This is a genomic window from Streptomyces sp. BK208, from assembly GCF_004364245.1.
Lineage (GTDB): Bacteria > Actinomycetota > Actinomycetes > Streptomycetales > Streptomycetaceae > Streptomyces.
This window is the reverse complement of record NZ_SOAV01000007.1, coordinates 421910-434816: the sequence shown is the minus strand read 5'-3', so window position 1 is coordinate 434816 and position 12907 is coordinate 421910. Positions and strand designations below refer to the sequence as shown.

Sequence of the window (12907 nt, the reverse complement as noted above, 5' to 3'; positions counted from 1 at the left end):
AACTCTCCGTGAATGTGTACCGGTAATCCGGTCGACACCACGAGAGCGGAACAGTCGGAGGAATGATCCGACCGTTCACAGCGTCCTCGCTGTGTTTTTCTTCAAAGGAACCTCAACCCGATCGGAACCGATCAGGTCGGGGTATCAACATATCTGGCGTTGACTTTTGGCACGCTGTTGAGTTCTCAAGGAACGGACGCTTCCTTTGTACTCACCCTCTCGGGCTTTCCTCCGGGCGCTTCCCTTCGGTGTTCCCAACACTATCAGGCTTTCCCGGTGCTTCTGACCACCGTCCTGCGGGCATGCAGAAGGCGATCCAGCGATAGGATCTGACTCGGTTGGGTGCTGCCGGGGCGAGGACGCCTTGAACGCATCGCTCAACCTCAGGCAGGAGTAACGACAGTACACGGAGCCACGGAACGGGTGCAAATCCGTGGCGAGTGTGGTCTAGACCTCTAATCGGAAGACTCATGCGGAACCGGTACTTCCTATGACATACCCTGCTGCTCAGTGTGCCGTCCGGGACAAGCAGTGACGGCTCGTACAGATCTCCGCCCTGGGAGGCTTCCCATGACCACCGTCTCGTCCCCGCTCGCAGGACGCGCCATCGGCCTGGCCGCTGTGCCCGATCCCGTCTTCTCCGGGGCCATGGTCGGCCCGGGCACCGCCATCGACCCCGTGCGGGAGCCCTCCGAGGCGGTCGCCCCCGTCGACGGCGTCATTGTTTCTCTGCACCCGCACGCCTTCGTCGTCGTCGACGAGAGCGGGCACGGCGTGCTGACCCACCTCGGCATCGACACCGTGCAGCTCAACGGCGAGGGTTTCGAGCTGCTGGTGAACAAGGGCGACACCGTCACGCGCGGTCAGGGCGTGGTGCGCTGGGACCCGTCCGCGGTCGAGGCCGCGGGCAAGTCGCCGGTCTGCCCGATCGTGGCCCTGGAGGCCACGGCCGAGGCGCTCACCGATCTCCGCGAGGACGGCGACGTGAAGGCCGGCGAGAGTCTCTTCCTCTGGAAGTGACGTCCGTGCGTCCCTTCCCGGGCGGAGGGACGGCATCGACGGCCGGCAGGACAACCACCGCGGCGGCGGGACCCGCCGCACTGATGGGACGGGTGAGATGGAGACAACGCTGCGAGGCGTCGGCGTGAGCCACGGTGTGGCGATCGGCGAGGTTCGGCACATGGGGACGGCGGTCCTGGAGCCGCCGGCGAAGCAGATCCCGGCCGAGGAGGCGGAGCGAGAGCAGGGGCGCGCCCGCAAGGCCGTGGAAGCTGTGGCGGCCGATCTGATGGCGCGCGGCAATCTGGCGGGGGGCGAGGCCCAGGCCGTGCTCGAGGCGCAGGCCATGATGGCCCAGGACCCGGAGCTGATGGCCGACGTCGAGCGGCGGATCACCGTGGGGAGCACGGCCGAGCGTGCCGTGTACGACGCCTTCGCCGCGTACCGGGCCCTGCTGGCCGGGGCCGGTGAGTACCTGGCCGGCCGGGTGGCGGACCTCGACGACGTACGGAATCGTATCGTCGCCCGTCTGCTCGGGGTGCCCATGCCCGGGGTTCCGGACAGCGACGAGCCGTACGTGCTGATCGCGCGGGATCTCGCGCCGGCCGACACCGCACTGCTCGACCCGACGCTCGTGCTGGGGTTCGTCACCGAGGAGGGTGGGCCGACCAGTCACAGCGCGATCCTCGCGCGGGCGCTCGGTGTGCCCGCCGTGGTGGCACTGCCCGGAGCCGGCGAGCTTCCCGAGGGGACCGTCGTCGCCGTCGACGGCAGCACCGGTGAGATCTTCGTGAATCCCGGTGAGGAGAAGAAGGCACGGCTGACGGCCGAGGCGGCCGAGCGGAAGGCCGCGCTGGCCGCGGCGACGGGGCCGGGTGCGACCTCGGACGGTCACAAGGTGCCGTTGCTGGCGAACATCGGTGGTCCCGCCGATGTGCCCGCGGCGGTCGAGGCCGGCGCGGAGGGGGTCGGTCTGTTCCGGACCGAGTTCCTCTTCCTCGACGACAGCGAGAACGCTCCGTCCGAGGAGAAGCAGGTCACCGCCTACCGCCAGGTGCTGGAGGCGTTCCCGGAGGGCCGGGTCGTGGTGCGGGTGCTGGACGCCGGTGCCGACAAGCCGCTCGACTTCCTCACGCCGGGCGACGAGCCGAACCCGGCACTGGGCGTGCGGGGCCTGCGGACGCTGCTCGACCACCCGGACGTGCTGCGTACGCAGCTCACGGCGCTGGCCAAGGCTGCGGAGGGGCTGCCGGTCTACCTCGAGGTCATGGCGCCGATGGTGGCGGACCGGGCCGACGCCAAGGCGTTCGCGGACGCCTGCCGCGAGGCCGGGCTGCGCGCGAAGTTCGGCGCGATGGTGGAGATTCCGTCGGCCGCGCTGCGGGCCCGCTCGGTCCTGCAGGAGGTCGAGTTCCTGTCGCTGGGGACGAACGACCTCGCGCAGTACACCTTCGCCGCCGACCGTCAGGTGGGTGCGGTCTCCCGGCTGCAGGACCCGTGGCAGCCGGCGCTGCTCGACCTGGTCGCGCTGTCGGCCGAGGCGGCGAAGGCCGAGGGCAAGAGCTGCGGCGTCTGCGGCGAGGCCGCGTCCGATCCGCTGCTCGCGTGCGTGCTGACCGGTCTCGGTGTCACCTCCCTGTCCATGGGTGCGGCGTCGCTGCCCTACGTGCGGGCGACGCTGGCGAAGTTCACGTTGGCGCAGTGCGAGCGGGCCGCGGCCGCGGCCCGGGCGGCGGACAGTGCCGAGGAGGCACGGAACGCCGCGCAGGCGGTGCTGTCGGGCGAGTAGCGACCGGCGGCGGCTGCCGTTTTTACTGCGGGGCGGGGCGCCCCACCTCCGGGTGGGGCGCCCCGCCCCGCGTTCAGTGGTGGTGGCCCGGTGGCAGGCGGTCTTCTCCCAGGTCGGGCGGTGCGCAGTAGTCGACGTTGGATTCCGGGGAGATGAGGTCACCGGACTCGATGTCGGTGCAGTAGGCGTCGAAGACCTCGGCTGCGGTGAGTGGTTCGAGCCCGTATCCCCGCAGGCGCCAGCCGTGGATGCGGTCGGGGCCGCTCGGTGGGCTGACGCGCATGACGAGGCCGCCGGGGCTGTGGGTCGCCAGGCCGAGCGCGAGGACGCTGGTGAACTCCAGGGCCTCGGCCTCGTCGATGTTCGGGGCGCCGTCGATCTCCTGATCGACGAGGAGGGCGGAGACCAGCGTGTCCTCGGGGTGGCCCGAGACGCTGCAGACCAGGTGTCGACTGCCCGGGGGTGCCGTTTCCAGGACACGGCGCAGGAGGCGGGTGGCCCGGCTGAAGGCGGCCCGGCCCAGGTCCTCGCCGCAGGTGGAGCAGCTGCCGAGGCGGGCGAGCAGGCTCGACGTGTACTCCCAGGTGGCCTGGCGGACGGCTTCGTCGACGAGCGCCGGCAGCAGGTCGGCCAGGGACTGGCCCTCGTACGGCACGGTGGGGCCGTGGGCGGCGAGCTCGGCGGTGAACCGGGCGCGGCTGACGGGGGCGTCGGCGTCGAGGCCCGCCGCCGTGCAGAACGCGGCGTACTCCTCGGGGTCGAAGAGCGCGAGCGTGGTGTGGGTGCCCTGGGCCGCGCGTGTCCTGAGCAGGGCTTCCACCTGCCGGAGGTAGGCGGCGTGGTCGTGGAAGGTGAAGCTGCGGTAGCGCCGCATGGCGCGGAAGTCGTGTTCGTCGGTGAGCAGGCCGATGGTGCCCGCGATCTCGCGGCGCAGGACGCGTCGCTGGGTGTGATGGGTCCGGTCGGTGTGCGCCATGTTTCCCCCTGTGCACGGTCGATCAATGCTCACTCACAGTAATCGGCGGCACTGACAACGGCGTCGGGCGGGCGCGGGGAGCCGGCCGCCGGTGGGGGCGGCCGGCTCGTCGGTGTCCTGGTCAGGCGCGTTTGCGGGCGAGGTCCTCGTAGAAGTGGAGCAGGTCGAGGTTGTCGATGGAGCCGGGGTTGACGGCCTTGTCGAGCGGGGTGCCCTGGAGGAGACGCTTGACCGGGACCTCGATGCGCTTGCCGGTGAGGGTGTGCGGGATGCCGGGCACCTCGATGACTTCGTCGGGCACGTGGCGCGGGGAGAGCTGGGCGCGGATGGTCTGCCTGATGCGGTCCAGCAGGGCGTCGTCGAGGGTGGCTCCGGGTGCCAGGTGCACGAAGAGGGGCATCCAGTAGCCGCCGTCGGGCTGTTCGATGCCGATGACGAGGGATTCCCTGATCTCGGGGAGCCGCTCGACGGCTTCGTAGATGTCGGCGGAGCCCATGCGGACGCCCTGCCGGTTGAGGGTGGAGTCGGAGCGGCCGTGGATGACGACGGAGCCGCGGGAGGTGAGGGTGATCCAGTCGCCGTGCCGCCAGACGCCGGGGTAGGTGACGAAGTAGCTGTCGCGGTAGCGGCTGCCGTCGGGATCGTTCCAGAAGCGGATCGGCATGGACGGCATGGGCTTGGTGACGACCAGTTCGCCGACCTCGTCGGTGAGGGGGGCGCCGTCGGGGTCCCAGGACTGGAGGTCGGTGCCGAGGCCGGGGGCCTGGAGTTCGCCGATGTAGACCGGGAGCGTGGGGACGGCGCCCGCGAAGCAGGAGCACACGTCGGTGCCGCCGCTGACCGAGGCGATCCACAGGTCGGCGCCGCTCGCGGCGAACTCGTCGTGGAGCCAGCGGAAGCCGTCGGGCGGGAGCGGGGAGCCGGTGGTGGCGACGCACTGGATCGCCGAGAGGTCCAGGTCGCGTGCCGGGTGGACGTCGGCCTTGCGGCAGGCCATGACGTAGGCGGCGGAGGTGCCGAAGAGGGTGGCGCCGGTGCGTTCCGCGATGCGCCACTGGGCGTCCGTGGCGGGGAAGCCCGGGCTTCCGTCGTAGAGGACGATCGTGGTGCCGGTGAGCAGGCCGGAGACGAGGAAGTTCCACATCATCCAGCCGGTCGAGGTGTACCAGAAGAAGCGGTCTCCGGGGCCGAGGTCGCAGTGCAGGCCGAGCTGCTTGAGGTGCTCGACGAGGATGCCGCCCTGGGACTGGACGATGGCCTTGGGCAGACCGGTGGTGCCGGAGGAGTAGAGCACCCACAGGGGGTGGTCGAAGGGCACCTGCTCGAACACGGGCTCCGTGTCGGCCGAGGTCAGAGCCTGCCATTCCAGGGCGCCGTCCGGGGCCTCGGTGCCGAGGAGCGGGATGTGGATCACCGCGCGCAGGGTGGGCAGTTCCCGGCGCAGCTCCGCGACGGTGTCGCGGCGGTCGTGTTCCTTGCCCCCGTAGCGGTAGCCGTCGACGGTGAACAGGACGACGGGTTCGACCTGCTGGAAGCGGTCCAGGACACTGCGGGCGCCGAAGTCGGGCGCGCAGGAGGTCCAGACGCCGCCCACGGCCGCGGTGGCGAGGAGGGCGACGACGGCCTGGGGGATGTTGGGCAGGTAGCCGCTGACGCGGTCGCCGGGGCGTACGCCGAGGGCGCGCAGTTCGGCGGCGAGCGAGCCGACCTGGCGGCGCAGCTCGGTCCAGCTGACGGCGACGGGTTCGTGGGTCTCGTCGACGTACAGCAGGGCGGGTTCGTCCGCGTGGGTGGCGGCGGCGCGCAGGGCGTGTTCGGCGTAGTTCAGCGTGGCGCCGGGGAACCACTGGGCCCCGGGCATCGTCCGGTCGCCCAGCACGCGCGCGTAGGGGGTCGAGAAGCGGACGTCGAACCATTCCGTGACGGCTTTCCAAAAGGTGTCCAGCTCGTCGACGGACCAGCGGTGGAGCGCGGCGTATCCGCCGTCGGCGGGGGCCCCGTGGTGCTGCGCCGCCCAGGTCTGGAACCTGGTGATGCGGGCCTGGGCGATGCGTGGTGCATCCGGCTGCCAGAGCGGCTGCGGGTTCTCGGTCGGCATGGGGCGGCTCCCGGACTGTGCGCGTCGTGTGCGTCCTCCGCGCACGGGCTGGGGTGTGCGCGTGACGCGGCTGACAGGGACGATGCCATGTGATCGACTTCCGCACCAGGGCGCGCCCCACATGGCCCGGTGACATGAAGATCTGCTCCGGTCCCGGGTGAACGGCAGTTGAACGACGCCCGGGTGCGCGGTCGTGGATGGCAGGGTGAGCAGCATGGACGGTCGTGACCTGGTGCGTTCGATGAAGACGGTCGGTTCCGCCGGGGTGGCGCGGGGGTTGCGTACGGTGCGGGTGGCGTGGCGCAGACAGCGTGCCGATGCCGCCGCGCTGCCTCCCCGGGGTGCGGAGCGTGCGCGGGTGCCGGGGCCGATGCGTGAGGTGGAGCCCGGTCCGGGGGGCGGGGTCGTCCGGTTCGGCCGCTCGGAGCTGCGTGTACTCGTCGCGGTCAACGGCGCCGTCTTCTGGGGCTGGGACGGGGCTGGGCCGGAGCCTTCGTACGCGTTGGCGGGGCGCTGTCCCGAGCCGGATCCGCGTGCGGTGCTGGAGCCGGACAAGGACGGTGGCTGGCGGGTGGTGGCGGAGCGCGCGACGGTGGCGGTGTCCCGGCACGGCGCGGTCGAGGTCCGTACACCGGGGGGTGTGGTGCTGCGCCGTGAGCTGCCGCCTCGCTGGTGGGAGCCGGTGCAGGGGGGTCCGGCCCGCTGGACGCAGCGGTCGGAGGTGGCCGCCGACGCGCGGTTCTTCGGGCTCGGCGGGCGGTCTTCCGGTCCCCGGCTGCGCGACGGTACGTACCGGCTGTGGAACTCCGGTCCGGGTCTGCCCGGTGCCGCGGGTGAGGACGTGGCGTCCGTGACGATGCCGGTGCAGATGGTGGTGGCGGACGCGGGGACGCATCTGGTCTTCCACGACAGCGCGTGGGACGGCACGGTGGCGCTGCGGGAGGGTGAGGAGGGAGCGGGTTCGGGGCACGACCGGCCGGGGCGCAGTGTGCTGCGGATGGACGGGGGGCCGCTGCGGTGCTGGGTGATGGTGGGCACCCCCGCGCGTGTGCTGCTGACCTGGGCGTCGCTGACCGGCGCGCCCGCGCTGCCGCCGTCGTGGGCGCTCGGGCACCATCTCGCGCGGCCGGGTTGCGGCGACGAGCAGGAGCTGCGGCGGGTCGTGGCCGGTCATCAGGAGCTCGATCTGCCGTTGGACGCGGTGCATCTGGGAAGCGGTCACGCCGATGCCGGCCGGGGGTTCACGGTGGACGAGGAGCGGTTCCCGAAGCTGGCCGTGCTCGCCGAGGAGTTGCGCCGGGAGGGCGTCCGGCTGGTGTCGGCCGTCGAGCCGGCGGTCGCGCCCGGGAGCGCCCTGTACGACGACGGCATGCGCGAGGACGTGTTCGTGCGTGATGCCGTCGGGTCGGTGGTCCGGGGTGCGGGGCGGCCGGGGGACGTGGTCTTCCCCGACCTCACGCGCGCGCGGGTGCGCGACTGGTGGGGCGGCCTCTACGAGGAGCGGCTGGGGCAGGGGTTCGCCGGGGTCTGGCACGACCTGGACGCGCCCACGTCGTTCGCGGCCTTCGGGGAGCCGACGCTGCCGCGTTCGGCACGGCACGCGCTGGAGGGCCGGGGCGGCGACCACCGGGAAGCGCACAACGTCTTCGCGCTGTGCATGGCCCGGGCCGGGTACGAGGGGCTGCGGGCGCTGTCGCCGCACGAGCGGCCGTTCGTCCTCGCCCGTGCCGGGTGGGCAGGACTGCAGCGCTGCGGCGGTGTCTGGTCCGGTGACGTGGTGTCGGGGTGGGCGGGGTTGCGGGCGTCGCTGGCCCAGGTGCTGGGACTCGGGCTGTGCGGGGTGCCGTTCTCGGGGCCCGACGTTGGCGGGGCCGGGGGGAGTGTGCCGCCCGAGCTGTATCTGCGGTGGCTCCAACTGGCCGCCTACCTGCCGCTGCTGCGGACCCACGCCGGTCCCCGGGCCGGACACGGGGAGCCGTGGGGGTTCGGAGCCGAGGTCCTCGGGCACGCGCGCGTGGCGCTCGCCGAGCGGCGTCGGCTGCTGCCGTACTTCGTGACGCTGGCGCACCTGGCCCGGCGTACGGGTGCCCCGTACGCGCGTCCGGTGTGGTGGCAGTCGCCGGAGGACCGGGCGTTGCGGGACTGCGAGGACGCCTTCCTGCTGGGCGACTGCCTGCTGGTGGCGCCGGTGCTCCGGCCCGGGGCGGACCGGCGGGAGGTGCGGCTGCCGCGGGGGCGTTGGTACGACGTGGCGACGGAGCGGGCCTACGAGGGCCCGGCGCAGGTGCCGGCCGAAGCCCCTCCGGGGCGGATCCCGGTGTTCGCCCGTGCGGGATCCGTGGTCCCGGTGCGCGGGGCGGACGGCGCGCCTGAGCTGGAGGTGTGGGCGCCCGCGCGGGGGCGGACCGGCGGCGGGCTGGTCGTGCCGGACGCGGGCGACGGTTGGGTGGAGCCGGGGATCGAACGGTACGTGTCCCGCTGGGAGGGGCGCCGGGTGGCCGTGCGGCGGGAGGGCCAGGACGGTCCGGGCGAGCCGTCCTGCCCCGTCCGCGTCCGCGGGCTCGCGGAGCGCCCGGCTCAGATGTAGCGGCCCTCGAAGAAGGCCCGTACCGCCCGGGTGTGGAGCGGGAAGGCGAGCTCCTCCGCCCTGCGCAGCAGGTGCCAGCCCTCGGTCTCGTCCGTGGCGGCGGAGGGCGGCAGGCCCTCGGCCGGACGCTCGGGCAGCAGGCCGAAGAGCAGCAGGTGGCCGTCGGGCGAGCTCATGGCGTCGGCGAGCCGGACGTCGCGGCTCGCCGCGTCGATGCCCGTCTCCTCCTTCAGCTCGCGGACGACGGCCTGCCGCCAGTCCTCCCGGTCGTCGATGTAGCCGCCGGGCAGGGCGACTCCCCCGCGTGCGGGGGTGACGGTGCGGGTGATGACGACCAGGGCGGTGCCCTGCGTGTCGTACACGGGCTGGAGGGCCACCGCGACCGGCAGTGGGTTGCGGTAGGCCACATTGCCGCACGCGGGGCAGGTGCGGGGCCAGCCGGAGACGCCCTCTCCGTAGGGCGATCCGCAGCGCGAACAGTGGGAGTCGGGCGCGGAGTTGGGAACGGAGGTTTCAGTTTCGGACACGCGGCGGACTGTATCCGATCCCGGAGGGGGCGACTCCGGCAGGCCGGTCAGCGGCGGCCGGCGAGCGACTTGGCCGAGACCGGGAAGTCGAAGTAGGTGTCCGGGTGGGGCTCCGGCTTGTACGTGAAGTGCCACCACTCCTCGGGGAGGTTGACCAGTCCGACGGCCTCCAGGGTGTCCTTCAGCAGCAGCCGGTTGGTGCGCTGGGCGCCCTGGATGCGGGGGTCGAGGGTGTGCGAGCGCGTGTCGAAGCAGTCGTAACCGGTTCCCATGTCGACGGAGTTGTCGGGGAAGCGCTCGTCCTGCGGAGCGAAGCACGGGACCAGGGGCTGCCCGGGGTGGTACGGGCGTGTGGGCCGGGCCGGGAGCCGTACGAGGGTGAGGTCCATGGTGGAGCCCCGGCTGTGGCCGGACTTCTCCGCGATGTAACCGTCGGCGAAGAGGCGGGTCTTGTCGACCTCCGGGTAGAACTCGGCCTTCATCCTCTGGTCGTCGAGGTCCTCCGCCCAGCGCACGAAGTGGTCGACGGCACGCTGGGGGCGGTAGCAGTCGTACACCTTGAGGGAGTAGCCCTTGCGCAGCAGCCGGGTCTGGGCGAGGTGCAGGGCTTCGGCGGCGGGGCGGGTGAGGATGCACAGGGGCTGCCGGTAGCCGTCGACCCGCTCGCCGACGAAGTTGTGCGCGGTGACGTAGCGCATCTCCTCGATGATCGTCGGATCGACGCCTCTCAGCGCCACGAAGTCCTCCGGGGCCCGCGGCTCGGGCCGTGCCTGCGCGGCGGCCGGGACGGCCGTGACGGCGAGCAGGGCGGCGAAGGAGGTGACCAGACCGCGGAGGGTGGTGGAGAGTCGTGTCATGTTCCCTGCATCTATCAGGGTCGGGCCCCGCGGGGGAAGGGGGCGGCCCGGCGGCTCGCCACCGGTACGCCGGGTGAGCGACTCGGAACGGTGCGTGAACGTCGCGTGAACTGGCCCCGGGCGGTCGCCGGTCGCGCCATCCTGCTCCCGTGCGCTCCTGGACGGACACTCTCCGCTTCGCCTTCCAACCGGTGGTCAACCTGATGACCGGAGGGGTCGCGGCGCTGGAGATACTGGCCCGCCCGGAGGCCGGTGACGTGCTGGCCGAGGCCCGGCGCGACCCGGAACTCGACGGTCTGCTCACGGTGTCCGCGCTGCGCGCGGCGGTGCGCAGGGAGACGCTGCTGCCGCTGCACGTCAACGTGTTCGCTGGCACCCTCGCCGACCTCGGCGGCCTCCAGCCGCTGCACGACGCCGTGCGCGAGGCGGGCCGGCTGCCCTGGGAGGTGACGCTGGACGTGTGTCCGCCGTACGCCCATGTGCCGCGGCGGGCCCTGCTGGGGGCGGTGGCCGTGTTGCGGGAGCAGGGGTTCAGGATCTGCGCGGACGGGGTCGGGGACGGGGACGCGCCGTTGCGGCTACTGACGGATCTGGCGCCGGAGCTGGTGAAGCTCGACGCGTCGCTGCTGGCGCGCCCCGCGGCCGTGCGGGCGATGCGGGTGCTGTGCGACGGGTCGGGAGCGCTGCTGGCCGTCGAGGGGGTGGAGACGGAGGCGCAGTACGCCGTCGCGCGGTCGGCCGGTGCCCAGTTGGCCCAGGGCGCGCTGTTCGCACCGCCCGTGCGGCTGCCCGCGGCGGACGTGTACGTGCCGTCCGGCTCGCCGGGCCCGGCGCCGGCGGCGCGGTCGGGTCCGTCGGTACGGCAGTTCGTGCGGCCGGCGGCGTTGTTGCCGGCGACGGCGTCGGCGGGGCGGGTGCGGGCGCTGCTGACCGGGGCGCCGGACGTGTCCGGGGTGCTGCTCGTGGACCGGGACGGGGTTCCGGTGCGCTCGGTGCACCGCTCCCGCTTCCTGCTGTCGATGTCGGGCCGTTACGGGCACGCCCTGTACGCCGACCGGCCCGCCGCGAAGCTCGGCGACCCGCCGCGGACGGTGGGTGTCGACGCGACGGCCTGGGAGGTGCTGGACGTGGTGGCGGTCGGTGGTGCGAGCCGTACGTCGGACGACGTGGCGGTGGTGGACGCCCTCGGGCGGTGCGTGGGCGTCGTGCGCCTCGCCGACCTGGTGCGGGCGCTGGCGGAGAGCCGGGTGGAGGAGGCGGTGGGACTCAATCCGCTGACGCGGCTGCCGGGTTCGGACGCGATCACGGACGAGGTGGACCGGCGGATCGCGGACGGGCGGGCGTTCACGCTGAGCTGGCTCGACGTGGACCACTTCAAGCAGGTCAACGACGAGGCCGGGTTCGCCGCGGGCGACGAGCTGATCCGGGCGGTCGGGCGGACCCTGCTGCGGACGGCGGCCGGGGAGACCCGCGTGGGGCACATCGGTGGTGACGACTTCCTGGTGCTCACCGATCCGGACGGGGTGGATCCGCTGGCCGCCGCGGTGCTGGACGTGCCCTGGTCGGCCGGGGGGCGGCCCGTGACGCTGTCTCTCGCGTCGGTCCTGTGCGTGCCGGGCAGCGTCCCGGACCACCGGCGGGCGGCGGCCCGCCTGGCGCCGCTCAAGAGGGCCGCCAAGGCGCTGTGCGGGACGAGTTGGGTGCTGGGCCGGGCGGAGGTCCCGGGGCACGAGGTGCGGCGCGGCTCGGCGCGGACGGCGGCACCGACGGGGTGAGCGAGGGCGCGCCGCCGGTGCGGGCCGGGGGCGGGCTGCCCGTCCCGGAGCCGGAGTCCTCGTACACCGATTCCCTGCCGGGGGCCGGCCCGAGACGCCGCGAGCGGCCTCCCGAGCGAGACGCCGGGCCCAGCCCACGGAGCGAGAACGCCGGGCCGGACCAGGACGGCCGGCGCGGGGACTCCGGTGAGCGCAGGACGGTGTCGCGACCGGCGGCGGGCGGTGCGGAGGCCCGGGCGGGCGGAGTCTCAGGTCGTGACGGCCCGGCGCCGGTCCGCGGCCTGGGACATCGCGTGCTGGACGACGCCGATCAGGACCTCCTTGACGGACTCACGGTCCCGGGCGTCGCAGAGCACCAGAGGCACGTCCTCGTCCAGGTCGAGGGCCTGGCGGACGGTCTCGGTCGGGTAGCGCGCCGATCCCTCGAAGCAGTTGACGCCGACGACGAACGGGATGGAACGCCGTTCGAAGTAGTCGACGGCGGCGAAGCAGTCCTCCAGGCGCCGGGTGTCGGCCAGGACGACCGCGCCCAGGGCGCCCTCGGACAGCTCGTCCCACATGAACCAGAACCGCTCCTGGCCGGGCGTGCCGAAGAGGTACAGCACCAGGTCCTCGCGCAGGGTGATCCGCCCGAAGTCCATGGCCACCGTGGTGGTGTGCTTGCCCTCCACCCCGCTGACGTCGTCGACGGGCCGGCCGGCCTCGGTGAGCAGTTCCTCCGTGCGCAGCGGCCTGATCTCGCTGACCGCGCCGACGAGGGTGGTCTTGCCCACGCCGAAGCCGCCGGCCACCAGGATCTTCAGCGTGACGGGCTCGACCGGCGGCTTGCCGCGCTGAGAACGCCCGAAGATCATCGATCTCTTCTCCTTAACGTGCCGCCCGACGTGCGCGGGGGCCGGTTCACAGTGCCCTCAATCCGCTGATCACGTCGCGCAGTATGTTCTCGTCCGGCAGTTCGGCCGGGGGCACGGGCCGGTTGACGTGCACGAGTTCCCCGTCCACGAGGTCGCCGACCAGGACCCGCACGACCCCGACGGGGAGGTCGAGTTCGGCGGCGAGTTCGGCGACCGACTGCGGGGTGTCGCGGCACAGGCCGACGATGTCCACGTGCTCCGGGGAGAGGGTGACGTCCGCCTCCGGATCGTCCGCGTGGGGTTCCGTGACGACCACCGCGATCAGGTCGAGGCGGTGCTGGGCCGCGCTGGTGGTGCGGCCGCGCGTCATGGCGTACGGACGGACGACGGGCCCGGCCTCGTCGTCGAACCAGTGGTTGCTTCCCTGACCGTCTGCGCTCATGTC

At 72.9% G+C, this 12907-nt stretch carries 10 protein-coding genes; 4 read left to right on the top strand and 6 right to left on the bottom strand.

The features are described 5' to 3' along the window. Window positions 1-570 precede the first annotated feature (570 nt). Both EV562_RS20275 and ptsP read left to right on the top strand, forming a co-directional pair. Window positions 571-1020 carry a PTS glucose transporter subunit IIA gene (locus EV562_RS20275; protein ID WP_133888206.1) on the top strand — a complete coding sequence of 150 codons (450 nt, stop codon included), beginning with the start codon at window positions 571-573 and terminating at the stop codon, window positions 1018-1020. Between the two features lie 97 nt (window positions 1021-1117). Beyond that, window positions 1118-2788, top strand: a complete 1671-nt coding sequence (gene ptsP, locus EV562_RS20270) for a phosphoenolpyruvate--protein phosphotransferase (protein WP_133888205.1) — start codon at window positions 1118-1120, stop codon at window positions 2786-2788. Window positions 2789-2861: 73 nt separating this feature from the next. On the opposite strand, the gene EV562_RS20265 is transcribed toward ptsP, so the two are convergent. Both EV562_RS20265 and EV562_RS20260 read right to left on the bottom strand, forming a co-directional pair. Next, the gene (locus tag EV562_RS20265) at window positions 2862-3764 is read right to left on the bottom strand and encodes a hypothetical protein (protein ID WP_133888204.1); all 903 of its coding nucleotides are present in this window, start codon (window positions 3762-3764) and stop codon (window positions 2862-2864) included. A 121-nt stretch (window positions 3765-3885) separates the two neighbouring features. Continuing rightward, window positions 3886-5862, bottom strand: a complete 1977-nt coding sequence (locus tag EV562_RS20260; RefSeq protein ID WP_133888203.1) for an acetoacetate--CoA ligase — start codon at window positions 5860-5862, stop codon at window positions 3886-3888. A 214-nt stretch (window positions 5863-6076) separates the two neighbouring features. Between EV562_RS20260 and EV562_RS20255 the strand changes: the two genes are divergently transcribed. Continuing rightward, window positions 6077-8449, top strand: coding sequence for a glycoside hydrolase family 31 protein (locus EV562_RS20255; protein ID WP_133888202.1), 2373 nt, complete (start codon window positions 6077-6079; stop codon window positions 8447-8449). Here EV562_RS20255 and EV562_RS20250 read toward each other — a convergent pair. Together EV562_RS20250 and EV562_RS20245 are read right to left on the bottom strand one after the other, a co-directional pair. Beyond that, window positions 8440-8976: an NUDIX domain-containing protein gene (locus EV562_RS20250; protein WP_133888201.1), complete on the bottom strand. Its 537-nt coding sequence runs from the start codon at window positions 8974-8976 to the stop codon at window positions 8440-8442. The genes EV562_RS20255 and EV562_RS20250 overlap by 10 nt on opposite strands. A 47-nt stretch (window positions 8977-9023) precedes the next feature. Further along, window positions 9024-9833 carry a M15 family metallopeptidase gene (locus tag EV562_RS20245; protein WP_133888200.1) on the bottom strand — a complete coding sequence of 270 codons (810 nt, stop codon included), beginning with the start codon at window positions 9831-9833 and terminating at the stop codon, window positions 9024-9026. 149 nt (window positions 9834-9982) lie between these two features. On the opposite strand from EV562_RS20245, the gene EV562_RS20240 reads away from it, so the two are divergent. Then, on the top strand, window positions 9983-11608 hold the full coding sequence (locus tag EV562_RS20240) for a GGDEF domain-containing protein (RefSeq protein WP_133888199.1): 1626 nt from the start codon (window positions 9983-9985) through the stop codon (window positions 11606-11608). Between the two features lie 248 nt (window positions 11609-11856). Here EV562_RS20240 and EV562_RS20235 read toward each other — a convergent pair whose 3' ends face one another. Further along, entirely contained in the window at window positions 11857-12462 is a 606-nt protein-coding gene (locus tag EV562_RS20235) for an ATP/GTP-binding protein (protein ID WP_133888198.1), read from the bottom strand. A 46-nt stretch (window positions 12463-12508) separates the two neighbouring features. Next, a complete protein-coding gene (locus tag EV562_RS20230) occupies window positions 12509-12904 on the bottom strand; it encodes a DUF742 domain-containing protein (RefSeq protein WP_133888197.1) in 396 nt (131 codons plus the stop codon). Window positions 12905-12907: the final 3 nt, after the last annotated feature.